Origin of the sequence: Asticcacaulis sp. AC402 (assembly GCF_000495835.1) — a bacterium.
Classification (GTDB): domain Bacteria; phylum Pseudomonadota; class Alphaproteobacteria; order Caulobacterales; family Caulobacteraceae; genus Asticcacaulis.
On record NZ_AWGC01000001.1, the window covers coordinates 1 to 25,833 of the forward strand.

Annotated in this window: 29 protein-coding genes; 18 read left to right on the forward strand and 11 right to left on the reverse strand. The window is 60.6% G+C overall.

Annotated elements, in window-relative coordinates:
- Positions 1-170: 170 nt before the first annotated feature.
- On the reverse strand, positions 171-503 hold the full coding sequence (locus ABAC402_RS21175; protein ID WP_235079884.1) for a hypothetical protein: 333 nt from the start codon (positions 501-503) through the stop codon (positions 171-173).
- A gap of 131 nt (positions 504-634) precedes the next feature.
- Positions 635-964, reverse strand: coding sequence for a DUF1491 family protein (locus ABAC402_RS21180; RefSeq protein WP_023447594.1), 330 nt, complete (start codon positions 962-964; stop codon positions 635-637).
- Positions 965-1,046: 82 nt separating this feature from the next.
- On the opposite strand from ABAC402_RS21180, the gene ABAC402_RS21185 reads away from it, so the two are divergent.
- Entirely contained in the window at positions 1,047-1,991 is a 945-nt protein-coding gene (locus tag ABAC402_RS21185; protein ID WP_023447595.1) for a hypothetical protein, read from the forward strand.
- Between the two features lie 190 nt (positions 1,992-2,181).
- Here ABAC402_RS21185 and ABAC402_RS21190 read toward each other — a convergent pair whose 3' ends face one another.
- Positions 2,182-3,960 carry a HAMP domain-containing sensor histidine kinase gene (locus ABAC402_RS21190; RefSeq protein WP_023447596.1) on the reverse strand — a complete coding sequence of 593 codons (1,779 nt, stop codon included), beginning with the start codon at positions 3,958-3,960 and terminating at the stop codon, positions 2,182-2,184.
- Positions 3,961-4,343: 383 nt separating this feature from the next.
- Between ABAC402_RS21190 and ABAC402_RS21195 the strand changes: the two genes are divergently transcribed.
- From ABAC402_RS21195 to ABAC402_RS21220, 6 genes are all read left to right on the forward strand, one after another.
- Complete coding sequence (locus tag ABAC402_RS21195) at positions 4,344-5,129, forward strand: HAMP domain-containing sensor histidine kinase (protein WP_023447597.1); 786 nt, start codon at positions 4,344-4,346, stop codon at positions 5,127-5,129.
- Positions 5,130-5,208: 79 nt separating this feature from the next.
- On the forward strand, positions 5,209-5,622 hold the full coding sequence (locus tag ABAC402_RS21200) for a SufE family protein (RefSeq protein ID WP_031234962.1): 414 nt from the start codon (positions 5,209-5,211) through the stop codon (positions 5,620-5,622).
- A gap of 52 nt (positions 5,623-5,674) precedes the next feature.
- Positions 5,675-5,869 carry a hypothetical protein gene (locus ABAC402_RS21205; RefSeq protein WP_023447599.1) on the forward strand — a complete coding sequence of 65 codons (195 nt, stop codon included), beginning with the start codon at positions 5,675-5,677 and terminating at the stop codon, positions 5,867-5,869.
- Positions 5,870-6,084: 215 nt separating this feature from the next.
- Positions 6,085-6,741, forward strand: coding sequence for a pyrimidine 5'-nucleotidase (locus ABAC402_RS21210; protein ID WP_023447600.1), 657 nt, complete (start codon positions 6,085-6,087; stop codon positions 6,739-6,741).
- Positions 6,742-6,875: 134 nt separating this feature from the next.
- The gene (gene dapD, locus ABAC402_RS21215; protein WP_023447601.1) at positions 6,876-7,724 is read left to right on the forward strand and encodes a 2,3,4,5-tetrahydropyridine-2,6-dicarboxylate N-succinyltransferase; all 849 of its coding nucleotides are present in this window, start codon (positions 6,876-6,878) and stop codon (positions 7,722-7,724) included.
- Complete coding sequence (locus tag ABAC402_RS21220) at positions 7,724-8,215, forward strand: DinB family protein (RefSeq protein ID WP_023447602.1); 492 nt, start codon at positions 7,724-7,726, stop codon at positions 8,213-8,215. The genes dapD and ABAC402_RS21220 overlap by 1 nt, the downstream gene beginning before the upstream one ends.
- On the opposite strand, the gene ABAC402_RS21225 is transcribed toward ABAC402_RS21220, so the two are convergent.
- The gene (locus ABAC402_RS21225) at positions 8,206-8,559 is read right to left on the reverse strand and encodes a hypothetical protein (RefSeq protein ID WP_023447603.1); all 354 of its coding nucleotides are present in this window, start codon (positions 8,557-8,559) and stop codon (positions 8,206-8,208) included. The genes ABAC402_RS21220 and ABAC402_RS21225 overlap by 10 nt on opposite strands.
- Positions 8,560-8,821: 262 nt before the next feature.
- Entirely contained in the window at positions 8,822-11,401 is a 2,580-nt protein-coding gene (clpB, locus tag ABAC402_RS21230) for an ATP-dependent chaperone ClpB (protein ID WP_023447604.1), read from the reverse strand.
- A 160-nt stretch (positions 11,402-11,561) separates the two neighbouring features.
- Here clpB and ABAC402_RS21235 point away from each other — a divergent pair, with 160 nt between their 5' ends.
- Positions 11,562-11,846 (forward strand): hypothetical protein, encoded by a 285-nt coding sequence (locus tag ABAC402_RS21235; protein ID WP_023447605.1) that lies wholly within the window; start codon positions 11,562-11,564, stop codon positions 11,844-11,846.
- A complete protein-coding gene (locus tag ABAC402_RS21240) occupies positions 11,843-12,649 on the forward strand; it encodes an SDR family oxidoreductase (RefSeq protein ID WP_023447606.1) in 807 nt (268 codons plus the stop codon). The genes ABAC402_RS21235 and ABAC402_RS21240 overlap by 4 nt, the downstream gene beginning before the upstream one ends.
- Here the strand turns inward: ABAC402_RS21240 and ABAC402_RS21245 are convergent.
- Genes ABAC402_RS21245 through ABAC402_RS21255 form a run of 3 tightly spaced genes read right to left on the reverse strand, consistent with a single transcriptional unit; the run spans position 12,646 to position 14,135 of the window.
- Positions 12,646-13,026, reverse strand: coding sequence for a type II toxin-antitoxin system VapC family toxin (locus ABAC402_RS21245; RefSeq protein WP_023447607.1), 381 nt, complete (start codon positions 13,024-13,026; stop codon positions 12,646-12,648). The two genes, ABAC402_RS21240 and ABAC402_RS21245, sit on opposite strands and share 4 nt — an antisense overlap.
- Positions 13,023-13,319, reverse strand: a complete 297-nt coding sequence (locus tag ABAC402_RS21250; protein ID WP_155847256.1) for an AbrB family transcriptional regulator — start codon at positions 13,317-13,319, stop codon at positions 13,023-13,025. Before ABAC402_RS21250 ends, ABAC402_RS21245 begins: the two co-directional genes overlap by 4 nt.
- A 54-nt stretch (positions 13,320-13,373) precedes the next feature.
- Positions 13,374-14,135 carry a carboxylesterase gene (locus ABAC402_RS21255; protein ID WP_023447609.1) on the reverse strand — a complete coding sequence of 254 codons (762 nt, stop codon included), beginning with the start codon at positions 14,133-14,135 and terminating at the stop codon, positions 13,374-13,376.
- 41 nt (positions 14,136-14,176) lie between these two features.
- Between ABAC402_RS21255 and ABAC402_RS21260 the strand changes: the two genes are divergently transcribed.
- From ABAC402_RS21260 to ABAC402_RS21280, 5 genes are all read left to right on the forward strand, one after another.
- Entirely contained in the window at positions 14,177-15,373 is a 1,197-nt protein-coding gene (locus ABAC402_RS21260; protein ID WP_023447610.1) for a glycosyltransferase family 4 protein, read from the forward strand.
- A gap of 129 nt (positions 15,374-15,502) precedes the next feature.
- Positions 15,503-16,024, forward strand: a complete 522-nt coding sequence (gene infC / locus ABAC402_RS21265) for a translation initiation factor IF-3 (protein WP_031234966.1) — start codon at positions 15,503-15,505, stop codon at positions 16,022-16,024.
- Between the two features lie 436 nt (positions 16,025-16,460).
- Complete coding sequence (locus ABAC402_RS21270) at positions 16,461-16,748, forward strand: RNA-binding S4 domain-containing protein (RefSeq protein WP_023447612.1); 288 nt, start codon at positions 16,461-16,463, stop codon at positions 16,746-16,748.
- A gap of 87 nt (positions 16,749-16,835) precedes the next feature.
- Positions 16,836-17,174 carry a ferredoxin FdxA gene (gene fdxA / locus ABAC402_RS21275; RefSeq protein ID WP_023447613.1) on the forward strand — a complete coding sequence of 113 codons (339 nt, stop codon included), beginning with the start codon at positions 16,836-16,838 and terminating at the stop codon, positions 17,172-17,174.
- 442 nt (positions 17,175-17,616) lie between these two features.
- On the forward strand, positions 17,617-18,135 hold the full coding sequence (locus ABAC402_RS21280; protein WP_023447614.1) for a CarD family transcriptional regulator: 519 nt from the start codon (positions 17,617-17,619) through the stop codon (positions 18,133-18,135).
- A 55-nt stretch (positions 18,136-18,190) separates the two neighbouring features.
- On the opposite strand, the gene ABAC402_RS21285 is transcribed toward ABAC402_RS21280, so the two are convergent.
- Positions 18,191-19,231, reverse strand: coding sequence for a sigma-54-dependent Fis family transcriptional regulator (locus ABAC402_RS21285; protein WP_023447615.1), 1,041 nt, complete (start codon positions 19,229-19,231; stop codon positions 18,191-18,193).
- Positions 19,232-19,536: 305 nt separating this feature from the next.
- Here ABAC402_RS21285 and ABAC402_RS21290 point away from each other — a divergent pair, with 305 nt between their 5' ends.
- The 4 genes from ABAC402_RS21290 to ABAC402_RS21305 all read left to right on the forward strand — a co-directional run bounded on the left by ABAC402_RS21290 (position 19,537) and on the right by ABAC402_RS21305 (position 23,751).
- The gene (locus tag ABAC402_RS21290) at positions 19,537-21,054 is read left to right on the forward strand and encodes an aldehyde dehydrogenase family protein (protein ID WP_023447616.1); all 1,518 of its coding nucleotides are present in this window, start codon (positions 19,537-19,539) and stop codon (positions 21,052-21,054) included.
- A gap of 311 nt (positions 21,055-21,365) precedes the next feature.
- Positions 21,366-21,785 carry a hypothetical protein gene (locus ABAC402_RS21295; RefSeq protein WP_031234967.1) on the forward strand — a complete coding sequence of 140 codons (420 nt, stop codon included), beginning with the start codon at positions 21,366-21,368 and terminating at the stop codon, positions 21,783-21,785.
- Positions 21,786-21,923: 138 nt separating this feature from the next.
- Positions 21,924-22,214: a 50S ribosomal protein L28 gene (gene rpmB / locus ABAC402_RS21300; RefSeq protein ID WP_023447618.1), complete on the forward strand. Its 291-nt coding sequence runs from the start codon at positions 21,924-21,926 to the stop codon at positions 22,212-22,214.
- A 127-nt stretch (positions 22,215-22,341) separates the two neighbouring features.
- Positions 22,342-23,751 carry a glycoside hydrolase family 140 protein gene (locus ABAC402_RS21305; protein ID WP_023447619.1) on the forward strand — a complete coding sequence of 470 codons (1,410 nt, stop codon included), beginning with the start codon at positions 22,342-22,344 and terminating at the stop codon, positions 23,749-23,751.
- Positions 23,752-24,182: 431 nt separating this feature from the next.
- On the opposite strand, the gene ABAC402_RS21310 is transcribed toward ABAC402_RS21305, so the two are convergent.
- Together ABAC402_RS21310 and ABAC402_RS21315 are read right to left on the reverse strand one after the other, a co-directional pair.
- Positions 24,183-24,557, reverse strand: a complete 375-nt coding sequence (locus ABAC402_RS21310; RefSeq protein ID WP_023447620.1) for a hypothetical protein — start codon at positions 24,555-24,557, stop codon at positions 24,183-24,185.
- A gap of 228 nt (positions 24,558-24,785) precedes the next feature.
- Entirely contained in the window at positions 24,786-25,703 is a 918-nt protein-coding gene (locus tag ABAC402_RS21315; protein ID WP_023447621.1) for an esterase-like activity of phytase family protein, read from the reverse strand.
- Between the last annotated feature and the right edge of the window lie 130 nt (positions 25,704-25,833).

Sequence of the window (25,833 nt, forward strand, 5' to 3'; positions counted from 1 at the left end):
AGTTCGCTTTTTTTCAGCTCAAGCGCCGGACTAGGCGCCCCCCATGGCTCCTCGCAAAAGCTCGGGCGCCCAAAGAACGTTCTCTGGCGCGCTTGCCAACCCACGATGAGTCAAGATTTTCGCGGGTTGGTATAAGTCGACCTGAGACCGGCCCCGAGGCCGGTCTTTTCTTATGCCGCCATACGGTGCCAGACGGCGTGATCCACTTTTTGCGCATCCAGCTGGCCGCGCTTCTGCTGATCGAACATCATGCCCATGGCCATTTCGTTCAGCGACTTGAAACTGGCATCGACATTGCCGGGATTGCCATTGGCCGCCGTGACAAAAAACTGGGCAGCATTGACGCGCGGCATCTTCAGATGAATCAGATAGGCCAGGCGCCGGGCGCGCTCGGGGTTCTGGCGGTGGGCAAAAGCGTCTTCCGCGAACATTTCCTTACCCAGTTGGGCTATGTACTCAATACTGAGCGCTGTAAAGCGCTCGGCGTCGAGAGGCTGCATCATGCGCGAGGGTTCTATTTCCAGGATTATATCGTTCAACAGGAAGTACAAAGGGACGCCTCGCTACTGGTTGGGCGATCACTTTCTCACAAAGCGTTTTCTATCCGGTGTAGGAAGACGGTTAACACGCGCGTCTACTTCAAATCGACCTTTTCGGTGAGGAAATGACGGCCTTCGACATCCTCGATCTCGATCACCCATATGTCGGGATCGTAGCGGATCTGGCGCGTAATCCAGGCATCGAGATCGGGTTCACTGACCGTCTCGAGCGGCCGCATCCATACGGTCTCATCGCCATTGGTCACTTCGCGCAAGACGTAGGCGTCGCGCGTGCGCAGGTTAAGCACTTTTATGACCACGGAACCGGCGCGGGCATCGCCCTTGCGCGTTATGTGGGCGAAGCTGCCGGCCTGGTCGATCCGCCGCAACAAGGCCCCCACCCAGAGATCCGCCGATAACAACATATTCTTAACCCTGTTTCCCAACCGGCCATAAACCCTGATGGCCTATAGATGGCTTTAGAGTTCTCTTTTCCGAAGCGATCCTGTGGCCCTGACCTGCAAATCCGTCCTGATGGCCGTCGCGTCATGGCTTATGCTGTCCGCCCCGACGGCCATGGCCGAAGGCGACATCGGCACGATCGCGGTGAAGCGCTATTTCCTGAAAGAAGTCAATGCCCGCTGCGGCCTGCTGGACGACGCCACGGCACGCGCCCTTTCCGCTGGCTACGTCCAGGCGCGCAACAGCGCCCTGCGTGCAGGCTACGATATGGCCGATCTCAGCCCGTGGCTGGCCAAGGCGCGCAGCGCCGCCAGGGCTGCGTCGTGCAGCGCCCCGGAAGTCACCGACGAAGCCAATCTGGCGCGCGGCGGCTTTCGCCGTTTTCTGGCGCTGTCGACGCTCGACCTGCCGACCGGCCGCACGGCCTGGAACGCCATCCGCTCTGCCGGCAGCGAAAGCCGCTGGCGCCTGGTCCAGTACCAGAACGCGCCCGGCATAGACGCCGCCCTCGGATTGTACGGCGCCGTCGACCGCTACAGCTTCGCCGTAATGGCCCGGTTCAAGGACGGTGCCCGGCCCTACAGCGCCCGGCTTCTCGTCCGCGATCCGTCGGTTGTATCGGTGGGCCTGATCAATCCTGCAGCTTACGACATCAGCCGCCAGGCGCCGATGGGCCTGTCCGAGTCGGGCGCGATCAGCTTCATGGCGCGCGCCGCCAGCACGACTACGGCCAACCTGGCGCCCTATGTGACGGCAAATTCGGCGGGCTTCAGTCTGACCGGCAAGTATGTTGGCGACCAGAGCCCGGTGGAGGCCATGCGCTTTGACTTCCCGTCGCGGGCCTTTCCGGCGATTGGCCGGCTGGATCCGCGCGAAGACATTGTCGTGGTGTTCGAGTGCGAGGACGGCCCGCGCTATGTCCGGTTCGAGGTCGGCGATTTCGTCACCGGCCTGACCTGGCTCAACCTGCCGTCGGGCTGGCAGGCCTGACGCCGTCGTGAAGCTGAAAGTTCGCAGCGTTGGAACCGCGAATGAACGCGAATAAGCGCCAATAGGAGAGCGCCAGAGGCGCTCAATGCATGCCTTGAAACGCTGGTAGAAGTTATTCGCGCCTGTTCGCGTTCATTCGCGGATCCAACTATAAACCGGAGGCCGCTACGCGGCAGGCGCAAACTCCCACCTAACTCTTCGGCGGCCGGATCACAAAGTCGCCAAAGCCCGTCAGGCTTTCCGGCGTATGGGTGTAGTCCTCCAGCGGATTGACCGCCGCCCGCATTGTCGCTTGCGAGCCCGCTTCCGGAGAAGCCAGCGGCGCGCCGTCCATCAAAACCGCGCCCTGCCCCACCGGAAGGATAACCGACACCCTGGTGCCTTCACCCAATGTACTGGCCAGGATCATGCGGCCGCCATGCAGGTGCGCCATTGCCTTGACCAGGGACAGGCCCAGGCCGGTGCCCATGGCCTTCTGTTCCGCCGGACCAGCCTGTTCGTAAGGCTGACCCAGGCGGTTGAGATCGTCCGGCGCAATGCCGATGCCCGTGTCGTGTATGGTAATCTCAACCTCATCGATGGTGTGCCCCAGAATCAGGGCAACCTCACCGCCCCTGGGCGTGAACTTGACGGAGTTGGACAGGAGATTGAGGCAGATCTGCTTGATGGCGCGTTTATCGGCCGTAACCGGCAGGGGCGAAACCGGCATGGTGCTGGTGATCTCAATCGCCTTATCATGGGCCGCCGCCCGGATCAGGCGCAGGGCCGCCGACACTGGCTCGCGCAGGTCGAAGCTTTCAAGGCTGAGCTCGTACTTCTGGGCCTCGATCTTCGACATGTCGAGCACGTCATTGATCATATCGAGCACGTGCTGGCCGGATTCCCAGATTAGCTGGGCATACTCGGTATACTTCGGCGACAAGTCGCCGAACAGCTTCTGACGCATGATGTCGGAGAAGCCGATGACCGCATTCAGGGGCGTGCGCAGTTCGTGTGACATGCTGGCCAGGAACTGGGTTTTGCTCTGGTTCAGCGATTCGGCCTCGGCGCGCGCGGCTTCCAGCGTCACTTCACGGGCATGGGCAAGTGAGGCGTCGCTCAAGATTCCGTGCAAGCGGTTGTCTCCACCCCGGCGCAGGCTCAAGGACACATAGTGGTCCATGGCACCGTGCGGCATAAAGCCAATCTCGGCGCGGCCGGTGACGGAGGCCTGCTCAAGCGCGGCCTTGACCGCCAGTCGGTCGGGGGCATGGGCTGAAGCCGACAGGCCGAGGCTCATCAGCGAATTGAGATCCAGCCCCGGCGGCGCCTCACCATAGGCTGAAATCACCTTGCCCTGGCCGTCCAGGCAAAGGACCAGGTGCGGCTGTTCGGTCAGCATGCGCAGCAAGCGGGCCCGCGCGTCTTCGGCGTCATGCACGCGGTCGACGCGGGCGCGCAGGGCTGGCAGCAGGCCTACCCCCAGGCCGATGGCCACGGACAGCACCGATATCAGCGACAACCAGAAGGATTCCTGCGGATCGGGCAGACGCACCCCCTGCCACAAAGCCATCATGACCGCGATCAGAGCGGCCACAACCGACAGAGTGGCGGCCAGCGATATCAGCCGGCGCTGGTTCAGCACCACGGCAGCGATGATCGGGCTCAACACCCAGGTCGCGCCAGGACCAGCAATACCGCCGGTCAACAGCACAGCGATCACCGAACAGGCGGTCCATATCCAGATCAGGGTCTGACGCCAGGCCGGCGAATCACGGCTAAGCAGAATCACGGCGCAGGCGCCCGGTACAGTCATGGCGACAAGAGCGCCGGAGACCAGCGGCGAGGCCGGCATGAACAACAGGCGCAGGAGGCCCAGCAGCATGACCGACGACCAGCCGAGGTGCCACAGGATCACACCCAGCCGCAAGCCGCTTTCCGTCCCGGGGGACGGTGACAGGACGTCCTGGAAATAAGCTTTGAACGGCACGCTGGTGAGACTTTCCTGATCGGGCCTTTGGCCCCAAAACCGGACAACAATAAACTCCGGCGCGGAAAAGACGAAAACAATCGCGCCGCACGGGAATAGCCAGGGCGCGATCCTATCGATTGGAATCAGATTAGCGTCCTGGCTTGGCCCAGTGTCGCACGTTTTTTCCGAAAAATGGCGTCCCTTTATCGGGACGTCTCTTTTGCACCAAAAGCCTGTAACTTAAGGTTAATCCCGACATGCCATAGTGCGATATGTCGTAGAGCGGGATGTGTTTTGACGGAATCAAAAAACCCGCTTTAAGTTTTTGTTTTGTCGCGCAATTTATCCGAAAAGTGCTGAACACTTTGGCGGATGGCGCTCTCATCACCCGGATGCCTAGCATGTCCCTTCCGCTGCCCCAATCGCCGGAAACCGAGTCGTGGACACAGGCCCAGGGCGAAGCTCCAGCCTGGAATCTCGACCCGCGGCGCAGCCCGGACAAGGACATTGCGCGTAAATCCTTTCTGCGCATGGTCAGCCATGAGCTGCGCACGCCGCTTAACAGCATCATCGGCTTTTCCGAAATCCTTCGCCAGGAACTGTACGGTCCGCTGGGTTCACCACACTACGTCGAGTACGCCAACATCATTCGCGACAGCGGCACCAAGCTGCTGACCCTGTTCAACGGCTTTATCGAGATTGTGCGGCTGGAAAGCGGGGGCGATCTGAAGCCGGTCCCAGAACAGGTCCTGCCCTATCTCGAAGAAGCCGCCGGCAAGCTCAAATCCGTCGCCCAGGACCGCGGCGTGCGCCTTGAGGTCAAGCTGCGGGACGAAGATATCTACGCTATGTTCGATCCTCGCGGTCTGGCCTCTTGCCTTGATCAACTTCTGCACAACGCCATCGACTTCACCGCCGACGGCGTGGTCGAACTGGACGCCCGCTGCTCGGGTGATCAGGTCGACGTCTGGGTCTTCAACCGTGGCGACGCCCCCGAACAAAGCGACATCGAGCGTCTGATGCTGCCCTTCGAACAGGGTGACGGCCATGTCAGCCGTACCCGCGAAGGCGCCGGCCTGGGCTGGGCCATCGTCAAGCTGAACTGCCAGGTCATGGGCGGGGTGTTCCGCGTCATCTCGCGCCCGGGCGAAGGCCTGAAGGCCATCATCCGCCTGAAAGCTGCCTGAAAGCTGCCTGACTTCGGATCGCGAGTTTTCTTTCGGCTATGGCTTGAACCGGAGGGTACGGCCCGCCTATATGCCGGTCATGTCTGCACAGCTGCAAGCCCGCCTCACTACTTTGCTCGAAGAGTTCGAACTGTTCGACGACTGGGAAGAGCGCTACCGCTACATCATTGACCTGGGCAAGGATATGCCGCCGCTCAAAGCGGAAGAGCGCAACGACGCCACACGCGTCCTCGGCTGTGCCTCTCAGGTGTGGCTGGTCATGGATCCGTCGCCAGACGACGCGCTGCGTTTTCGCGGCGAGTCGGACGCCTTTATCGTCAAGGGGCTGATTGCCATCCTGGTTCGGCTGCTTGACGGTCTTCCCTGCCACGCGGTCCAGAGTTTCTCGATCCGTGACACCTTGCATCGTCTCGGCCTGGATGAGGCCTTGTCATCCCAGCGCACCAACGGCCTGGTCTCCATGGTCGAACGGTTGAAGAAAGCGACGGCTTGACAGTCGCGCTCGCCTATGGAACAAATAGTGAACATCTTATGGAGCATTCGCCATGGCCACAGTTTTCGATCTCAAAGCCTGCCTTAAGTGGACGCGCATGGATGCGCGCGACGCCGTGCGCGACCTGAAGCTGATCCTCGACGAGAAGGATTTCCTCAGCCTGTTCGCCGGGGTGGCGGAACAGGGTTTCTACCAGGGCCTGGATGCGCTTGGAAACTCTGTAACCGTCCACGTCGTGGCAAGCTGAAATCATCCCTGGCCTTCACTGCGCCTCGTCCTGGCTAATGCCCGGATGTATCCCGGCTATGTTCCCGGGAGCCTGTGTCCCCGTGCTCGGCCTGGCTGGCAGAGGCCTTGGGAACACCAGCGGAATTGCCGCCTTGTGGGCTCTGACGGCTTCTGATAGGTGATCAGACCTTGCTAAGGAAAGCTTTGAAATTCCTGCCAACGAGATCGATCGCCTTGCCCCCTCCCCCTTCTTTCGCCCATGTCGACACCTGGATTTTCGACTTGGACCAGACCTTGTATCCGCACGAGGCCGAGGTCATGGCCCTGATCGAAGGCAAGATGACCGCCTTTGTGGCGCGCGAAACCGGCCTGTCCCAGCCCGAGGCCTATGCTCTGCAGAAAACCTATTTGTTCGAACACGGAACGACCCTGGCCGGACTGATGGCGCACCACGGCGTCGAACCGCGCCGCTTCCTCGACGAGGTTCACGACGTCTCGCTCGACACCCTCGTGCCGGATCCAGAACTCAACAGCCTGGTGAGCAGCATGGAGGGGCGGCGGATCGTTTTCACCAACGGCGACCAAAATCATGCTGTTCGCATCCTGGAAAAGCTGGAGATGACCGACTTGTTCGATGGCGTCTTCCACCTCGAGCACGCCAACTATGTCCCCAAGCCTAACCTGTTGACGTTTGAACTGATGATGAAGGCGCACATCGTCAACCCCAAGACCGCCGCCTTCTTCGAGGACAGCCCAAAGAACCTCAGACCCGCCTTCGATCTCGGCATGAAAACCATCCTGGTCGGTCCCAAGGCGGACGGCAACAGCGATCCGTGGGTCCACTTCCGCGGCCCCAATCTCAAGTACTTCCTGCGCGATCATTTTGCGTAAACTACGTGTTGCAACGCGGGGTGCAGAGCTTTATGGGACAGGCCGAAAACACATTTTGACAGCCTGGTGCTTCGCGGCTTCAGGACGTTTCGTGTCCTACCGCTTCGCTGCTTCAGGACGTTTGGAGTCTGCCCATGTCTGACCTCGCCGCCTTCAAGGATGATATCGAAGCCGCCTGGGAGGTCCGCGATACGCTGAACCCCGACTATCGAGGCGCCTATCGCGAAGCCGTCGCGGGTGCGCTCGAACTGCTCGACAGCGGGCGCTTCCGCGTCGCCGACAAGGTCGACGGCGTGTGGCACACCAATCAATGGCTCAAAAAGGCGGTGCTGTTGTCGTTCCGTCTCAATGCCAACGAACTTATGCACACCGGCCGCGGCTTGTTCGAACAGGCACCTCTGGGGCCCTACTGGGACAAGGTGCCGAACAAGTTTGCCAAGTGGGGCGCCGAGGACTTCCAGAAGGCCGGTTTCCGCGCTGTACCGGGCGCCCTTGTCCGCCAGGGCGCCTATATCGCCAGGAACGTCGTGCTGATGCCGTCCTTCGTCAACATCGGCGCCTATGTCGATGAGGGCACCATGGTCGACGGCTGGTCCACCGTTGGTTCCTGCGCCCAGATCGGCAAGAATGTGCACCTCTCGGGTGGCGTCGGTATCGGCGGCGTGCTGGAGCCGTTGCAGGCAAATCCGACCATAATCGAAGACGATTGTTTCATCGGCGCACGGTCCGAAGTGGCCGAAGGCGTGGTGGTCGAGCAGGGCTCGGTCCTGTCGATGGGGGTTTACCTGTCGGCCTCGACCCGTATCGTCGATCGCGCCACCGGCGAAGTTTTCCGCGGCCGTGTACCGGCCTACTCGGTCGTCGTGCCGGGGGCCTTGCCCGATCCGAAGGGCGGTCCATCGCTGTACTGCGCCGTCATCGTCAAGCGCGTCGATGCGCAAACGCGGTCCAAAACTGGCATCAATGAACTGTTGAGGGACTGATGGATAGCGCTACGCTCGACGCCCTGGCCGGATTTCCGGATCAATTGGAAGCGCATTATGGCGCCATTCCGGAAGGTTTCGAGCTGTGGACGCCGCAGTCATGGCAGGGTTGCCCCAGCGAGTTCTATTCGGCGCTGGAACAACTCTGTCACGTGCGCGATATCGAGATTGATGGCTACCACGTTCGATTTGTCCGAACACTGAAGGAAGATCACCCATTCCTGCCCGGTGTCGACGGCGACCGTCTGAAGATCGACCGCGGCTATGCCGATTGTTTCGCGCCGGATGTGTTCGCGCAGATCCGCCGGGCGCGTGAGGAAACATTAGTCTTGCTGGCGACGGTCTCGGCTGAACAATGGCGGAGGACCTGCGATTTCGACAATTATGGCGCAACGAGTCTGCGCGGGCTGGTGCACTATCTGTGCAGCCATGACCAGCAGCATCTGGCCGGCTTGCAGTGGCTGGCGGGGAAGATAGCTTCTCAGGTCTGACGTTCGGTGCCGTCGGTGCCGGGGGCGGCAAAGCCGGTTGCTTTGAACCTGGCGATGTCGTCGGTACGGGTGTTTTCCACCGTCCAGAAGGTCGTGAAGTCGGGATTGTCGACGACCATACCGGAGAATTTCAGCTGATAACGTCCGGGTGAAGCCGGGCTCAGGTTGTCCGTATCCGGCGGCAAACGGAAAAGGCCGGATTTATCGAACTTCTCGATGACGATGCCTTTGAGGTCGCTGATATGGACGATGCGGCCATAGGTCTCGTACCTGTCGACCGGACGTTCCTGGTTGTCCACGAACAGGACACCAACGACCAGGGTTTTGCCGATAAACGCGTCCATAGTTCTCCAACTCCGATGCACGTGACGGGTGGTTGCAAGTTCGAGGCCGAAAACCGTCGACGAAAGAGGTGTGGGGTCCGCAACCCCACGAAACCTTGTTATCTTTCCTTTCCCTGCTCCGATCGGGGCAGGCCCCAAACGCCGTTAGAGCGGGATGTGTTTTGAGGGAATCAAAATCCCGCTCTACGTTTTTCTTTTCTCGCGCAATTTTTCCGAAAGCGGGAACGCCCGTGCGGTGACGTCCACACTATCGGATTGCTCTTTAGTTAACGGTGGGCTTGCCGATCGTCAGTTCTTCGCCATCGAAGCCGACCTGAATGACATCGCCATCGCCGAACGCACCGGCCAGGATCCTGCGCGCTATGCCGTCAACCAGGGTTTTTTGAATCACCCGCTTCAGCGGGCGGGCGCCATAGGCCGGGTCATAACCCCTGTCCGCCAGGTAGCTTAACGCCGCTTCGTCAATACTCAACGTCATCTCACGGTCGGCCAGCAGCTTCTCCAGCCCCTTGAGCTGGATGCGGACGATGTCATGCATGTGTACCTTGTCCAGACGGTGGAACAGGATCATCTCGTCGATGCGGTTCAGGAACTCCGGCCGGAAATGCCGCCGTACCGCATCCAGGACCAGCGGCCGCACCGCTTCCACCGAAACATCCTCAGCCATATTGACCAGCACATCCGACCCCAGGTTCGACGTCATGACGATCAGCGTATTGCGGAAATCCACGACTCGTCCCTGGCCATCGGTCAGGCGACCGTCGTCCAGCACCTGCAGCAAGATGTTGAACACGTCCGGGTGAGCTTTTTCGACTTCGTCGAACAGCACGACTTGATAGGGCCGGCGGCGCACCGATTCCGTCAGAGCCCCGCCCTCGTCATAACCGACATAGCCCGGCGGCGCGCCGATCATCCGCGAGACCGAGTGCTTTTCCATATATTCCGACATGTCGAGCCGGGTAATCGCCGTCTCGTCGTCGAAGAGGAACTCGGCCAAAGCCTTGTTGAGCTCGGTCTTGCCGACACCCGTCGGCCCCAGGAACAGAAACGAGCCGATCGGCCGGTTGGGATCCTTCAGACCCGCCCGCGCCCGGCGCACGGCATCGGACACGGCCGCCAGGGCCTCATCCTGGCCGACCACCCGCTTGCGCAACTCGTCCTCCATGCGCAGCAGCTTGTCGCGCTCACCTTCCAGCATCTTGTCGACCGGGATACCGGTCCAGCGCGACACCACCTGGGCGATCTGCGACGCATCGACGACTTCCGGCGTCAGCGGTGCCTCCTGCGAAGCCGTCTCCGCCTTGGCCAGTTCCTTTTCCAGCGAGGGGATGCGGCCGTACAGGATCTCAGATGCCTTCTGCAGGTCGCCGGCGCGTTGGCTGTTGGCCAGTTCGATCCGCGCCCGGTCCAAGGCTTCGCGCGCTCGGGCCGCCGAGCCGACCTTGTCCTTTTCCACCTTCCACCTGTTGGTCATGTCCAGCGACTTGACCTCCAGCTCGTCCAGTTCGTCAGTCAGCTTGTCCAGCCGCGCCCGCGAGGCGGCGTCGGTTTCCTTGTTCAAGGCCTCGCGCTCGATCTTTAACTGTACGATACGACGATCGAACTCGTCGAGTTCTTCCGGCTTGGAATCTACCGCCATACGCACGCGCGAGGCCGCTTCGTCGATCAGGTCGATCGCCTTGTCCGGCAGGAAACGGTCGGCGATGTAGCGGTTGGACAAGGTCGCCGCCGAGACAATGGCGGAGTCGGAGATGCGCACCCCGTGGTGGACCTCATACTTTTCTTTCAGGCCGCGCAGGATCGAGATGGTGTCCTCGACTGTCGGCTCTGAGACGAAAACCGGCTGGAAACGCCGGGCCAGGGCGGCGTCCTTTTCGACGTGCTTGCGGTACTCGTCCAGGGTCGTCGCGCCGACGCAGTGCAGTTCGCCGCGCGCCAGGGCGGGCTTAAGCAGGTTCGACGCATCCATAGACCCCTCGGACTTGCCGGCGCCGACCAGGGTGTGCATCTCATCAATGAAGAGGACGATCTCACCTTCGGCCGCCGTGACTTCGTTGAGAACAGCCTTCAACCGCTCTTCGAACTCACCACGGTATTTCGCGCCGGCGATCAGGGCGCCCATGTCGAGCGAGAACAGCTTCTTTTCCTTCAGCGATTCCGGCACGTCGCCATTGACAATGCGTTGGGCCAGGCCCTCGACGATCGCAGTCTTGCCGACACCAGGCTCGCCGATCAGGACGGGATTGTTCTTGGTCCGGCGCGCCAGCACCTGAATGGTGCGGCGGATTTCTTCGTCACGGCCGATGACCGGATCGATCTTGCCGGCAGCCGCTGCCTCGGTCAGGTCGCGTGCGTATTTCTTCAGCGCATCGAAGCCACTCTCGGCTGAGGCAGAATCGGCCGTCTTTCCCTTGCGGAAGGCCGTCTGGGCTTCCTTCAAGGTCTTGAGATTGAGATTGGCCGCCTTGAGGATTGTGGCACCATCCGCGGTGTTCAACGCGGCGCCCAGAAGGCGATCAGCCGTGACGAAACTGTCGCCGGCCTTTTGCGCCTCCGTCTCCGCCTCATTGAACAGCTTGGCAGTGTCGTTTTGCATGTAGAGCTGGGTATTGCCGCCGGAAACCGAGGGAATCTTATTGAAGGCACCATCGACCGCACCCATGAAGGCTTCGGCATTGCCGCCGGCCAGGGCGACCAGGCGCGAGCTCAGGCCGTCCTTGTCCTCGGTCAGCGCCTTCAGCACATGGACCGGGGTGAAATACTGATGGCTGCTGGCCTGGGCCAGGCTCTGGGCACTTTGGATAAGCTTCTGGGTTTTTTCGGAATATTTTTCGATGTTCATTAAGGACTCCCCTGACGGCGGATGGATTTCGGCGGTCCTCGAAGGCAAGCTACCGCCATGGCACGGGATATGGTGTGGCTTTCACGCCACACAAGGGTGCCGTTCCAAGGAATAGGAAATTCGCTGGCGTGCGCCGCACAATCTGCTTATAAAAACTTCCATGAAGGTACTGGACGACAAGATATTCTACCCGCTGGCCACCGTGATCGCGATCCTCATGATCGCCTTCGCTATGTCGTGGCCGCAGGGCCTGGGCACGCGCTCGCCGGCGCCGTTCGGCCATGCTGAGCAACTGCCCGACTACTACCGAATGGTCAAGGAGCGCGATGCCCGCTTAAAGCGTGAAGCTGTCGAAAAGGCCGAGCGCCGGGCCGAGCAGGCCTCACAGACCTTGGCCACAGACCCTGCCGTTTCCGAGGTCGCCCAAAGCGTTACGGCGGAGTGAATCTGCTCGTCTTCGGTTACGGCTTTATTGGCGCGGCCTTTGCGCGCAACCTGCCCGATGCCCGCATCACCACCACGGCCCGCGATCCCGGAAAGCGCGCAAACCTGCTAAACCAAGGCGTAACGGCTGTCGATCCAGCCGACCTTGGCGCCCTGCGCGGTGCCTTCGCCTCTGCCGATGTCGTCCTGGTCACGCCTGCCCCCGGCGATGAAGGCTGTCCCGCCTTTGCCGCCTTGCAACCGGCCCGTTCCGCAAAATGGATCGGATACCTGTCGACCACCGGCGTCTATGGCGACCGCGACGGCGGCTGGGTATGGGAAGACAGCGAACTTTTGCCGACCTCCGCGGAAGGCCGCCGGCGTGTCATGGCCGAACAACAATGGCTGTCGGTCGGCGGACAGGTCTTCCGATTGCCAGGACTGTACGGCCCCGGCCGCAACGTCATCGAACGTCTGAAGGACGGTACGGCACGACTCATCCACAAACCCGGCCATGTCTTTTCGCGCCTGCATCACGACGATTGCGCGACAGCACTGCTGGCCAGTCTGAGCCGTCCACGGGCCGGCGGCATCTACAATCTTTGCGACGACGAACCGGCGCCGGCCGATAAAGTGCTGGAATATGCTGCCGGATTGACTGGCCTGGCCCTGCCCGGACCGACCGCCTGGGACGATCCGCGCTTTCCGGCCATGCAGCGCTTTTACCGCGACAACAAACGCGTTTCGAACGCCCGCGCCAAGGCCGAACTGGGCTGGTTCCCGTGCTATCCGACCTATCGCGACGGCCTGAAGGCGCTGGTTTAGCGGATAACCTGAACTTCAATATCCAGGCCGAGCTTCAGCCACGCCCTATCGGTCGTCAGCACCGGCAGCCGCTCAAGTCTCGCCGTCGCCAGACAGGCCCGATCGCCGAGTGAAAGGCCAAACTGACGTGTTGGTGCGCGCAATTCACCGGTGATAAAGGCGTGGGCATCGTCAAACGGAACAATCCGGATCGGTAACCCGCCGACCAGGCGTTTGACTTCGGCGGCATCCAATCCCTTTTCCCGGCTTTTGGTATAGACCTCGGCAAGGTTGACGGTGCTGATGACGGCCCCCGGCAGGGCGGCCATGACCTTGTCACTGCCCGGCTCTTTCAGAAACAGCGCCAGCATAACCGACGCATCCAGAACCACCGTCATTCGCGCTCCGCCTCAGCGCGGCGTTCAGCGATTAGTTCGTCGACGATCGAGCTTTCACTTCGAAAGGGCTCGAACATCTTCTGAATCTTCTCCAGCGCCACGGCCGGGCTGTATAGCCGAAGCTCACCGTCAATCAGTTCAGCATTAACTCGGCCATCAGCCCCCAGCTTCATCGCCCGACGCAGTTCTAACGGAATCAAGACACGGCCGTCTGCGCCGATCTGGAGCTGCTGTTGAAAAGGTGCAACCGGCGCTTCGGAAAAACCGTCCGGCATTTTTGAAGATTTTGCCATTACACCGCCACCATCTGGGAGTCATGCCGACAATGGCATATCTCTAATAAAATGTCAATTTCCGTGCAATTCGGCAACCATCTGCACCAACAAGGCCAGATCCTGGTCCCGCGACAGCCGGTGGTCGCCATCCTTGATCAACTGGATCTGCGCATCGGGCGTCGAGAACGCCTCCAGCAGCCGGACGCCATGCTGCCACGGCACAATATCGTCCTTCATGCCGTGCAGGATCCGCACCGGGCCATCGAACGCAATCGGTGCGTTCAGCACCTCATGGCCTGTGGCCTCATCGAAAAACGCCTGGCTCAACGGCACAGGCCGCTCATAGCCAGGCATCATGTAAACGCCGGTAGTTTCCAGTTGCCGCTGGCCTTCCGGTGACAGGCTTGGCAACATCAGCTTGGTGGCGAAATCCGCCGCCGGCGCGATAAAGCCCGCCGCCTGGACCTTGCCCGGCCGTTCGCGGATCAGCAGCGACAGCATATGCCCGCCCATGCTGGAGCCCACGGCCACTACCGGTCCTTCCGTGAGGCTATCCGCCACTGCCAGCACATTGTCGCGCCACCGGCCGACGCGGGCTTCTTCGAAAACCCCGCCGGTTTCCCCGTGCGCGAAGTAATCAAAGCAGAGAAAATCCCAGCCACGGGCCGCTGCGACGGAGCTGATTGCGGCGATCTTGCTGCCGTTCATATCGGACAGGAAGCCGCCCAGCCACAGGATGGTCGGTCCGTCACCGCGCCGGTGACGATAGGCGATGCGGTCGCCCCCAGACGACTCAAGAAAAGAGGGGGTATCGCGATAGGAAGACGTCAACATGGTCTTGACTTAAAACGCCCGGAGACGGCACACAAGGCTTTATGACCACCTCTTCCTTCACCGGCTGCGTTTTGCAGGTCGTGCCTGAACTGGATACCGGCGGCGTCGAACAGACCGTGCTCGACGTCAGCGCCGCCATTCTGAAGGCCGGCGGCCGCTCGATCGTCGCTACCAAGGGCGGCCGGCTGGTCGAAAGCCTGCAGAAAGCCGGCGCCACCGTGGTCCTGATGCCGGTCCACAGCAAGAACCCGCTGACCCAGTTCAAAAACCACAAGGCTCTGCGCGCGCTGATCCGGCGCGAAAAGGTCGATATCGTTCATGTCCGTTCGCGCGCGCCGGCCATGGCCGCCATCGGCGCAGCCCGCGCCGAAAAGATCCGCAGCGTCGCCACCTACCACGGCATCTACAACGCCAAATCGGGCCTCAAGCGCTGGTACAACAGCCAGATGACGCGCGCCGACATGACCATTGCCAATTCGGACTATACCCGCGACCATATCCTCAAAACCTATAACCACGCCCTGCCCGAGCGCGTAATCAGCATCCCGCGCGGCGTCGACCTGCACCGCTTCGACCCGGAAGGCTTCGACGTCCGCAAGATCATGAAGCTGGACGAGGCCTGGGGCACCGGCAACAACGACACCCGCAACCGCTTCCTGCTGGCGGCGCGGCTGACGCGCTGGAAGGGCCAGGTCCTCATCATCGAAGCCGCCAACCTGCTGAAACAACAGGGCATAACCGATTTCCTGATCCTGATCGCCGGCGACGATCAGGGCCGCACCGAGTACCGTGCCGAACTCGAAAAGCTGATCGATAGCCATGGCCTTCAGAACCAGGTCAAGCTGGTCGGCCATGTCAGCGACATGCCCAGCGCCTACAGCCTGTGCCACTTCGCCCTGGCGCCATCTCTGGAACCCGAAGCCTTCGGCCGCACGGCGGTTGAGCCCCAGGCCATGCAGCGGCCGCCGCTTGCCGCCGCCCATGGCGCCACGGTCGAAACCGTGGCCGACGGGATAACGGGCTGGCTGGTCAAACCGGGCGACGCGGCAGCCTGGGCGGATGCGATAAAGATCGCCATGGCGCTTTCGGACGAGGTGCGATTTGACATGGGCGTGGCCGGCCGTGCCCATGTCAAGGCACACTTCGGCCTGGATGGGATGTGCGAACGCACCCTTGATGTCTATCGGGCGTTGCTTATATTAACTTCGCGCAAATACAACAGTCGCGTTAATTCCTGAAAATTTAACCGCTTCGGCATATTAGGAATTGCGGTCAGGGCCTCCTTTCGGCATAATCCCGCGCGACTCTTTTGAGAGCCTCACCCGTTACCATTAACTATCGTAGGAGAACGACCTATTCGTCGCCCGATCCAAGCCCCGCCTCCCAAAGACGGCCCCCGCATCAACCAGGACATCAAAGTCCCCCGCGTATTGTTGATTGACCAGAACGGTGAGAAGCAAGGCATCATGCCTACTTCCTCCGCGCTCGAAGCCGCAGAAGAAGCTGGCCTGGACCTCGTCGAGGTCTCTCCCACTGCTGATCCTCCCGTCTGCAAAATTCTTGACTACGGCAAGTTCCGCTTCCAGGAACAGAAGAAGAAGGCCGAAGCCCGCAAGAAGCAGAAGGTCGTCGAGATCAAGGAAATCAAGCTTCGTCCCAACATCGACATCCATGATTATGAGGTCAAGGCCAAGGCCATGACCCGCTTCTTCGAGGAAGGCGACAAGGTCAAGGTGACCCTGCGTTTCCGTGGCCGTGAAATGGCGCACCCGGAACTGGGCATGAAGCTGTTGAACAAGGTCAAGGCCGACTTCGAGCCCACCACCAAGGTCGAATACGAGCCTCGGATGGAAGGCAAGCAGATGATCATGATTTTGGCGCCAAAGTAGGCGCTTGAAGGTCGATCCCGATCAGCCCCGCTTCGGCGGGGCTTTTTCGTACGGGAAACCGAAGCACACATGTGGATTCTCGGATATCCTGAACCTCCGCGCAGCGGAATTTCATGTTAAGTCGTCCACAGATTACACGGATCGGAAGGATTTGGCGCGCTTCGCACGGATTAAGCCTCCAAAAATCTGTGTAATCTGTGGACCCACTTTGAGTGCATGCCGCTGCGCGGCGGATTCATACCAACCCTCGATGACCTTGACTCATCGTGGGTTGGCAAGCGCGACTGCGCGCCCGAGCTTTTGCGAGGAGCCATGCGGCGCTTGAGCTGAAAAAATGCGAATACCAAGCGTCATTCTTTATGAGGCTTGGTATCAGGATCGGCACCGACTGCGTTCCAGTCTTTACAAGCCCGTCCCCACCAACCATATCCTCGCCATGACCGAAACCGCACAATCCGTTCGTATCGATGTCTGGCTGTGGCGCGCCCGTTTCTTCAAGACGCGCGCCTTGTCGGCCCAAATGTGCGACTCAGGCCATGTCCGCTTGGAACGCTTTGGCCTGGTTAACAGGGTGGTCAAATCGTCGCAGGCGATCAAGCCCGGCGACCGGCTGATTTTCGCCCTCGGATCGCGTCTGATCGATGTCGAAATCCTCGATACGGGCGAGCGCCGCGGACCGGCACCGCAGGCCCAAACCCTCTATCGGGCTAACGTTTCCGATTAGAACAAATGGCTTTATCGTCAGCGGCATAGGGTTGACATTGCGGGCTTAAGTTTGCATGACGCACCCATTCGAAAAGGCCTGAGTGCTATGACCTATATTGTCAAAGACCCCTGCATAAAGTGCAAGTTCATGGACTGCGTCGAGGTGTGTCCGGTCGATTGCTTCTATGAAGGCGAGAACTTCCTGGTCATCAACCCGGACGAATGCATCGACTGCGGGGTCTGCGAACCCGAATGCCCGGTCGACGCCATCAAGCCGGACACAGAAGACGAGGGCACCAAGTGGTTGGAAATCAACACGAAATATGCCGCCGTCTGGCCGAACATCTCGAAAAAAGGCACGCCGCCTGAGGACGGCGAGGACTTTGAGCGCGAAACCGGAAAATTCGAAAAATATTTTTCGGAAAAGCCCGGCGAGGGTAAATAAATACCACGCAACCTGCGTAAACGGTTGAATCCGGACTGTTTGCGTTCGCGTCCGGCAGGGGCTTACCGAGACTTTATCTTGTCGCAAAATTGTGATATATACTTTTGTATTGCAAGAGTCGCTTGGGCCCTGCCTGTCCTTCGGGACATATTCTGGACCTCCACGATCCGCGCATATCTTCGTATGTTTTATGCGTTCAGACCGGGCTTCTTATCCCAGCCTGTGACGCGCCATCGACGCAGGTCGGATGCCAACCTTGTCTTAGTCAGGAAGTAGCGCGCACATAAAGACCAGAAGGGCAGTACCTTCCCGGTCAGTTTTTTTGTGCGCACTCGACATGTCTGCCCCCTCCCCGGTGCAGGCCTGCCAGCTTCTGACACTCCGTTCAGACTATGGTTAACATCCGCGTCCGGTCACAACCTTGAGCGAAAGGGACGCACCCATGTCCGCAGACACCCTCACCCTCTCCCGTTTTGATTTCTCCGTAGGCGACAAGGTCGTCTATCCGGCGCACGGCGTTGGTACCGTTGCTGCCGTCGAGACTCAGGAAGTGGCTGGTTACGCTCTGGAAGTTTTTGTCGTCACCTTCGACCACGAAAAGATGACACTGCGCGTCCCAACCAAGAAGGCCAAGACCGCCGGCCTGCGCCACCTGGCCGCGGACGCCGTCATGTCGCAGGCGCTGGTGACTCTGAAGGGCCGCGCCCGTATCAAGCGCACCATGTGGTCTCGCCGCGCTCAGGAATATGAAGCCAAGATCAACTCCGGCTGCCTGGTGTCGCTGGCCGAGGTCGTGCGCGACCTGTACCGTTCGGACAGCCAGCCGGAACAATCCTACTCCGAGCGCCAACTCTATGAGTCGGCGCTTGACCGCATGGCCCGTGAAGTCGCCGCGATCGAAAAGATCGACCGTGACGCCGCCGTTGCCCTGCTCAACAAGAACCTGACCAAGGCGGCGTAAGCCGTCCGATTGTCGGATACGAGAAGAGCCTCTCAGGTACGCCTGGGAGGCTTTTCTATTGTCCCGCCATCCGGCGGTAAATCGTGCTTCGGTGAATTCCCAGTTGACGGGCTGCCGCGCTGACGCTGCCATTGTGGACGGCCAGGGCATTGCGGATAGTGGCCAGTTCCAGATCCACAAGCGACGACGTTGCCAGCGCAAGCGGCGCATGGGCTAAACCGTCATCATCCAGGCGGGCAACGAACTCTCGCCCGTCACGCCCGTGCAATGACCCGCTGCTTAAGGCGGCAGCGTTGAACAGGTCTTCCAGGTGCAGGCTATCCAGGCCATCCCAGCTGCGCCCGACCAGGGACAGGCCGCGCCGGTTGGCGGCTACCACGACACCGTCGCGAAACACCAGGATGCCCTCGCGCGCGGCGCCCAGAAGCGCCGGATCGGTCTGGAACCGCAGGGTCTGGCAGCCTTCGAAGCCGCCGCGAAACAAGCGATGCTCGATCTGCTCCACAGCCATGCGCACCATGCCCAGCATCTGTCCGGCCGGCAGGGTCGACGGCGTCGAGATATCCAGTACACCTAAGGTGGCGCCGCGCGGATCGATGATCGGCGTGGCAGCACAGCTCAAATTCTGGTGGCCGCGGAAATAGTGTTCGGCGCCATTGACCACGACGGCGCGACGTTCGGCGATCGCTGTTCCGATGGCATTGGTGCCTGTGCCATCCTCGCTCCACTGGGCGCCCGGCCGCAAAGCCACCTCCGCCGCCCGCCCGGCAAAGGCGGGGTCTCCCACGGCATCAAGGATCTCACCCCTGGCATTGGTCAGGACGACGATGCCGGCCAGCTCACGCGCCTCGCCATACAGAGCATCCAATTCCGGCCGGCAGATCCGGCGCAAAGCTTCATGGCGTTCCTGCAGCACCTTCAGCTCCGATCGCGTCGGCGCGGCAAAACCGGGCGTGGCGGACTCGTTCAATCCCATATCGGCGCAACGGATCCACGACCGCAGAATGGCATGGCCAATCTGGTCGACAGGCAGGCCCTTGCCCGCAAAGAAGGTCTTGCGGGCGGCTTCGATCTGAGACGGCTGGGCAGGGATCAAGTCCCGCCTCCCTGGTCTGTTGTTAATGCAACGGATTGAATGCCCATCGCCGCCCGGGCGCAAGCCAATTCGCACGTGATCACAGCAAGATTGATCCGGACACACGCCCCAACCGTCGCAATTTGCGACACCACCGCGACAACCGCCGCGGGGCGCGACACCCAGGCGCAAAGCTTGCGAAAAACCCGGTCAATCCGCTGCTCACACCTCCTGCCGCTGTTGCCGGACCCGGCCGTTTGGGCGCAGCCTCATCGTCAAGCTGGACGGGGCACAACCCGCCGTAATGACCCACAGGAGGATCACAGATGACCAAGTTCGAACGCCTGATCGACGCCGGAACCCCATTCCGCACGCGCTATGGCAACTATATCGGCGGCGAGTGGATTGAGCCGGTGCAGGGCCGCTACATGGACAACCTGTCGCCGGTCAATGGCCGCAAGCTGTGCGAAGTCCCGCGCTCCACGTCGGAAGATATCGACCTCGCCCTGGACGCCGCCCACCGCGCCAAAGACGCCTGGGGCCGGACCTCGGTCACAGAACGCTCCAACATCCTGCTCAAGATCGCTGACCGTATCGAAGCCAACCTGCCCCTGATCGCCGAGGCCGAAACCTGGGACAATGGCAAGCCGCTGCGTGAAACCACGGTTGCCGATATTCCCCTGGCCGTCGACCATTTCCGCTATTTTGCTGGCTGCATTCGCGCCCAGGAAGGCTCGATCGGCGAGATCGACAACGACACCGTCGCCTATCATTTCCATGAGCCCCTGGGCGTGGTCGGTCAGATCATTCCGTGGAACTTCCCAATCCTGATGGCGGCATGGAAACTGGCGCCCGCCCTGGCCGCCGGCAACTGCGTTATCCTTAAACCTGCCGAACAGACTCCCGCCTCGATCCTGGTGGTAGCTGAACTGATCCACGACCTGCTGCCGCCGGGGGTGCTCAACATCGTCAACGGAACCGGCATCGAAGCCGGCAAGCCCCTGGCCCAGAGTCCGCGTATCGCCAAGGTCGCCTTCACCGGCTCGACAGCGGTCGGCAAGGAGATCATGCGCTATGCCGCCGACAACGTGACCAACATTACCCTGGAACTGGGTGGCAAATCCCCCAACGTCTTCTTCGCCGATGTCATGGCTGAGGACGACGCCTTCCTCGACAAGGCGCTGGAAGGATTCGCCTTCTTCGCCCTCAACCAGGGCGAGGTCTGCACCTGTCCGTCGCGCGCCCTGGTGCACGAATCCATCTACGACCGCTTTATGGAAAAGGCCCTGGCCCGTGTGAAGGCGATCACCCAGGGCGATCCGCTGGATATGGGCACAATGATCGGCGCCCAGGCGTCACAAGAACAATACGACAAGATCCGCCGCTACCTCGAGATCGGTCGCAATGAAGGCGCCAAAGTTCTGACCGGCGGAGATATCACCCGGCTTGGCGGCGACCTCAATGACGGCTTCTACATCCAGCCGACGGTCTTCGAAGGCCACAACAAGATGCGCGTCTTCCAGGAGGAGATCTTTGGCCCGGTCGTGTCGGTAACCACCTTCAAGACCGTCGAGGAAGCCATCGAAATCGCCAACGACACGGTCTACGGCCTGGGCGCCGGGGTGTGGTCGCGCGACATGAACCTGGCCTACCGCGCCGGCCGCGGCATTCAGGCCGGCCGCATCTGGACCAACTGCTACCACGCCTACCCCGCGCACGCAGCGTTCGGCGGCTACAAGCAGTCGGGTATCGGCCGCGAAACCCACAAGATGATGCTGGGTCATTACCAGCAGACCAAGAACCTGCTGGTCTCCTATGCCCCGCAGAAACTGGGCTTCTTCTGAACCGGTATTCCGTCCGTGTCGTCGAGCCAGCCCCCGGACATCGTTCCGGGGGCTTTTTTTGTGGCCCGATCGACACAGTTACAGGTTTCATTTTCAACCATATTGCCTCGCACGGTATTTCCGGCATATGTCCGCCGCCTGTTCAACCTTCCTGTCTGGAGACTCACCGTGAAAATCACCGTGAACGGCGCACCGCCCCCGTCTCCCGCGACGAACCCGTCTTCCGTGGCGAACTAGCGCCCGAGGGCGCTTCATCTGTCCCAAAATCAAGACTCAGGAAGGTGCGCCGCAACCCGCGGCGCGATTACATCATGTATGTGCGGTTTGTTACGCCGCTCCGCGACCGAACCACGGGCGCGGAGACGGGCTTTTTTCGTGCGTCCTGGTACTTGCGCGAGGTCGGTTGTCCGGACTGGATCCACCGCGAACTCGATCTGCAATTCGACTGGTTTAACGCGCACCTGCCGATCCCCGGACGGGTCGGCCGCCATTTCAAGCGACGCGGCAGCGTCTATGGAGTGTGCTGGTTCCAGCCGGACGCCACCGAATGCATCCAGCGGGCACGTTACTGCGCCTGGCTGGTCAGCGAAGGCGGCGTTCCCGTCCAGGCGATCAAGCTGGCGCAGCCGCGCGAAATCATCTGGCGCGACGACTATCAGTTGGTCGTCCGGCCTGATCCGGACACCCCACTGGCCTTCAGCGGCAGGCGCTTTCGTTCGCTCGACAGTTAAGGCTGGCAAGGACAAGACCGCAAAAATGCGGTTTTGCCCTTGACCTCTTAGCCTGCGTTGGTTATGGAACGCCCCTCCTGGCGGCCCGAGGACCTCTGGCCGCCACATCCTGTTATCTTTACTCGAAGGTAGAAACCCATGTCGCGTCGTTGCGAACTCACCGGTGTCGGTCCCATGGTCGGCCACAGCGTGAGCCACTCAAATGTCAAGACGAAGCGCCGCTTCCTGCCGTCTCTGCGTCAAACCGCCCTGCAGTCCGATGCCCTGGGTCAGTCTTTCCGCCTGAAGATCTCGAACGCAGCCCTGCGCACGCTCGACTTCCGCGGCGGTCTGGACACCTTCCTGGTCAAGGCCGATGATGCTGATCTGTCGCTACGCGCCCGTCGCCTGAAGAAGCAGATCAAAGACAAACTGGCCGTTAAGGCCTAAGGTTTCCGATCGTAAGTTTTCTGGTGGTCTCAGGACCGAGCATTCCAAGAGCCCCGGCCCGCAAGGTCCGGGGTTTTTTGTTGCCGCATTTCCGGATAGGCTGCTCCCAAAACACCGGGAGAGAACCATGCGCCTGATCGCCCTCGCCGCCATCCTCGCGGCCTTAGCCGTCCCCGCTGCGGCCAAGCCGCTACCTCCTTTGTCAGTTTCGCCCAATGGCCATTATTTCGTCACCCCAGATGGAAAGCCCTTCTTCTGGCTGGGCGACACGGCATGGGAACTGATCCATGCCGCCACACCCGATGAGCAGACCTATTACCTTAAAACCCGGTCGCGCCAAGGCTATACGATTGTCCAGACCGTTGTCCTGGGTGAGGTTGACGGTCTGCGCAAGCCAACACCCGATGGCCTGACACCCTTTCAAAATGACGATCCGTCCAAACCCAACCTGGCCTATTTCGACCGCGTCGCGGAGGTGGTTGAACGCGCGGAGACCCATGGCCTTTATGTCGGCCTGCTGCCAACCTGGGGCGACAAGGTCACGACCATGTGGGGGACAGGACCGCAGATTTTTCCGCCATCCGACCCGGGCCGGGCCGAAGCCTATGGCCGCTTCCTGGCCGGGCACCTCAAATGCCGAAGCAATATCGTGTGGGTTCTGGGTGGCGATCGCCCGCCCGAACATGACGGCATCGATTATCGTCCGGTCTGGGCCGCCATGGCCAAGGGTATCGCTACCGCCTGTGGCCGAGATCCCTTGATCGCCTATCACCCCAATGGCGGCCCGCAAGGCACCTCCTATACCCTGGCTGATGCCGACTGGCTGGATATCCACGGCATGCAGAGCGGTCACGGCGGTGGCCACGACGTGCCTGTTTGGGAGATGATCGCTCACGACTTTACCTTGGCCAGACCCAAGCCGACCCTGGATCTGGAACCCAATTACGAGGACCATCCCTACAATTCCTGGCCACGCTGGGACGCATCTACCGGTTATTTTGACGACTATGATGTACGCAAACAAACCTACCGATCGGTGTTTGCCGGCGCCGCTGGCGTTACCTATGGCCACCATTCGATCTGGGGCATGGTGGGTCCGCGCAACGATGTCATCAACCATGCCAAGATGGACTGGGTGAGCGCCCTGCACCGGCCGGGTGGCCGCCAGATGATGTATCTGCGGGACCTGATCGAATCGCGACCGCAACTGGACCGCATTCCCGACGACAGCCTGATCGTTGAGGGCCAGGGCAGCGGCAACCTGCATATGACGGCGACGCGCGATACCGCCGGCACCTATGCTTTTGTCTATATGCCGCTCAACGATCGAATGGTGACAATCGATCTTTCGAAACTCAATGCGTCCCTGCTCCGTGTCTGGTGGTATGATCCGCGCACCGGTTTCGCGACCTGGGTCAGCAATATGAGCAACAGCAAGGGGGCGCTGAAGATAAAAAGTCCGCCAATCGGCCCCGACTGGATTCTGGTGCTGGATGACGCCGCGATGGGGTATCCGCCGCCAGGCGCCAAGCCCTGACGCGTCCGGTTCCGCGGCTTGCCAACAGGAGGTGCATCACGGTCAGCAAGCCTTGGCTTGGCTTCCATCTTTCCTCACCACGCCTGGCCGGTGTCTGCACGAGAGGCAATTATACCTCCCCGCGAGTTTGGGCGTGGAACCGTTTTAGGCTGTAGGCCGACGTAGTTTCTGCCGTCGGTGGATCTGGAAACGACGGCAAGTCGCCCCAGCATCAGTTTTGCGTCGCTTCATTGCGCTTCACTCTGTTCATGGCCTCTCTGGCCAGTGAACAGAGACGGAGCTAGAGCGGGATGGCTTTAGGCAGAATCGCCATCTCGCTCTAAGTTTTTGTTTTGTCGCGCAATTTATCCGAAAACGGGAGCGCCCGTGCGGGTGCGTCACACTTTATCGGATTGCGCTATAGGGGTTGCATCGCTTCACACTCGACGGCATCAGGCCCTCGTGCGTCGCCAAACGTGCACATAGGCGGCGCCGATGGTGATCTCTCCAACAATCGCGAGCCAGATACCTGGTTCAGCGTATCCGCGCGCGAATTCAAAGGTTCCCATCGCAGCCAGACCCAACATCATAACGGCTAAGGCCAGGCATATCGCCTTCTGCACCGCGGGGTCCCCAGTTTCTCTCGTGAGCCATACGATCAAGGCCAGTCCCAAAAACAGTACGCCGGCCCGCCTCGCCATGAAATCACCAAGCGCATGAGGGTCCAAGCCAAAAAGCCAGTAAATCGGTTGCGGGAAAAAGACGAGCGTAGCGCAAAGAATGGTGAACAAAAGCGCAGTGGCGCTCGAAACAGATCTAAACGACATGAGCGAATCCAGAATACATTGCGTTCATCTTAACAATCCTGAACTGCGCACCCCTTGTAAACAAAAAATACAGCTACTCATTGTCGCATCGAATGAGGCCTGGTATCCGGATTTTTTTAGCTCAAGCTAGAGCGGGATGAGTTTTGATGGACTCAAAATCCCGCTCCAGGTTTGTGTTTTATCGCGCAGTTTATCCGAAACGTGCGTCAAACTTTATCGGACAGCGCTCTAACGCTTCCAGTCGAACATCAGCAGTCTGGGCCGGCCATCATCCTGCAGGCTGTCGGAGATCAGGTACAGGCGGTAGCCACTGTCGGTTTTGACCGCCGCCACGCCTTCATAGTTGTCAGCGACCGCCAGCGGCACGCGCGCCAGGTCGTCGATCTTGACCAGACGGCCGTCCTTCAGCCGCAATCGGGTCAGGATCGCGCGCGGCGTGCTGAAGGGGGAATAGAAGCGATACAGCGCCAGCACCTCGTCGTCGCGGCCCGGGAGCGGCGCCAGCGAGACCAGCTTGTACATAAACCCCGGCACTGCCGGCCCGTCGATAGCCTTACAGCCGGGCGCCGCCGTGCCGCACAGCCAGAAGCCGCCTGACTCGGCGCCGGCCAGCAATTGCCCACCGACATAGGCCAGCCCCTCCAAACCCTCATTATTGGGCAGGCCTGGCAAACCAGGCACCGCCAACTGAGCTGGCGTTCCGTTCCAAGCCACACCAGGCTTGTAGACCATGATGCGGTGCATGCGCTCATAGCTGACGTAGCGCGTACCGTCCGGCGCCAGCGCCAGGTCCTCGGCATCGTTATAGTCGCGATTGATCGAGGTCTTGCCGTCGCGGTCACGCAGGAGATCGATTCTAACCGCACCGCCGCCAAGGGAAAAGCTCACTACGGCGCCAAGGTCACTGAGCGCGGTTATCTGGCCATCGGCCGTGACCTCCAGGTCAGACAAACCCATGATCTGCGACGTGCCGTGGGCGAAAATCTGGTAGCCACCGGCATAGCTCACCCGCGCATTCAATGGTTTCGGATCAGCCGCCTTCGGCAAGGGCTGCAAAGTGACGCGCTCGCTACCATAGGGGCGCAGTTCGGCCTGGACAGGCCAGGCGAGCAAAAGTGCCGCGATCGTCAGGTTCAGCCATCTCATGATCGGTCTCAGTTTGTAATCCATCTGACTTGCTGATATCATCTATTGATGCAAACTGAATCTATAGAATACGAAGTCGGTCTTTATCCGCGCGGCCCCAACAGCTGCCTATGGAAGATCTGGCCGAAAG

Bases quoted from the DNA above. Each gene is read 5' to 3' on its own strand.
- ABAC402_RS21310 (WP_023447620.1), bottom strand. From the start codon at position 24,557: ATGTCGTTTAGATCTGTTTCGAGCGCCACTGCGCTTTTGTTCACCATT.
- ABAC402_RS21235 (WP_023447605.1), top strand. From the start codon at position 11,562: ATGAAGGTACTGGACGACAAGATATTCTACCCGCTGGCCACCGTGATC.
- ABAC402_RS21180 (WP_023447594.1), bottom strand. From the start codon at position 964: ATGTTGTTATCGGCGGATCTCTGGGTGGGGGCCTTGTTGCGGCGGATC.
- ABAC402_RS21220 (WP_023447602.1), top strand. From the start codon at position 7,724: ATGGATAGCGCTACGCTCGACGCCCTGGCCGGATTTCCGGATCAATTG.
- ABAC402_RS21255 (WP_023447609.1), bottom strand. From the start codon at position 14,135: ATGTTGACGTCTTCCTATCGCGATACCCCCTCTTTTCTTGAGTCGTCT.
- ABAC402_RS21270 (WP_023447612.1), top strand. From the start codon at position 16,461: ATGACCGAAACCGCACAATCCGTTCGTATCGATGTCTGGCTGTGGCGC.
- ABAC402_RS21305 (WP_023447619.1), top strand. From the start codon at position 22,342: ATGCGCCTGATCGCCCTCGCCGCCATCCTCGCGGCCTTAGCCGTCCCC.
- ABAC402_RS21260 (WP_023447610.1), top strand. From the start codon at position 14,177: ATGACCACCTCTTCCTTCACCGGCTGCGTTTTGCAGGTCGTGCCTGAA.
- ABAC402_RS21315 (WP_023447621.1), bottom strand. From the start codon at position 25,703: ATGAGATGGCTGAACCTGACGATCGCGGCACTTTTGCTCGCCTGGCCT.
- rpmB (WP_023447618.1), top strand. From the start codon at position 21,924: ATGTCGCGTCGTTGCGAACTCACCGGTGTCGGTCCCATGGTCGGCCAC.
- ABAC402_RS21175 (WP_235079884.1), bottom strand. From the start codon at position 503: ATGATGCAGCCTCTCGACGCCGAGCGCTTTACAGCGCTCAGTATTGAG.
- clpB (WP_023447604.1), bottom strand. From the start codon at position 11,401: ATGAACATCGAAAAATATTCCGAAAAAACCCAGAAGCTTATCCAAAGT.
- ABAC402_RS21200 (WP_031234962.1), top strand. From the start codon at position 5,209: ATGTCTGCACAGCTGCAAGCCCGCCTCACTACTTTGCTCGAAGAGTTC.
- ABAC402_RS21195 (WP_023447597.1), top strand. From the start codon at position 4,344: ATGTCCCTTCCGCTGCCCCAATCGCCGGAAACCGAGTCGTGGACACAG.
- ABAC402_RS21225 (WP_023447603.1), bottom strand. From the start codon at position 8,559: ATGGACGCGTTTATCGGCAAAACCCTGGTCGTTGGTGTCCTGTTCGTG.
- dapD (WP_023447601.1), top strand. From the start codon at position 6,876: ATGTCTGACCTCGCCGCCTTCAAGGATGATATCGAAGCCGCCTGGGAG.
- ABAC402_RS21205 (WP_023447599.1), top strand. From the start codon at position 5,675: ATGGCCACAGTTTTCGATCTCAAAGCCTGCCTTAAGTGGACGCGCATG.
- ABAC402_RS21250 (WP_155847256.1), bottom strand. From the start codon at position 13,319: ATGGCAAAATCTTCAAAAATGCCGGACGGTTTTTCCGAAGCGCCGGTT.
- ABAC402_RS21280 (WP_023447614.1), top strand. From the start codon at position 17,617: ATGTCCGCAGACACCCTCACCCTCTCCCGTTTTGATTTCTCCGTAGGC.
- ABAC402_RS21290 (WP_023447616.1), top strand. From the start codon at position 19,537: ATGACCAAGTTCGAACGCCTGATCGACGCCGGAACCCCATTCCGCACG.
- ABAC402_RS21245 (WP_023447607.1), bottom strand. From the start codon at position 13,026: ATGACGGTGGTTCTGGATGCGTCGGTTATGCTGGCGCTGTTTCTGAAA.
- ABAC402_RS21295 (WP_031234967.1), top strand. From the start codon at position 21,366: ATGTATGTGCGGTTTGTTACGCCGCTCCGCGACCGAACCACGGGCGCG.
- fdxA (WP_023447613.1), top strand. From the start codon at position 16,836: ATGACCTATATTGTCAAAGACCCCTGCATAAAGTGCAAGTTCATGGAC.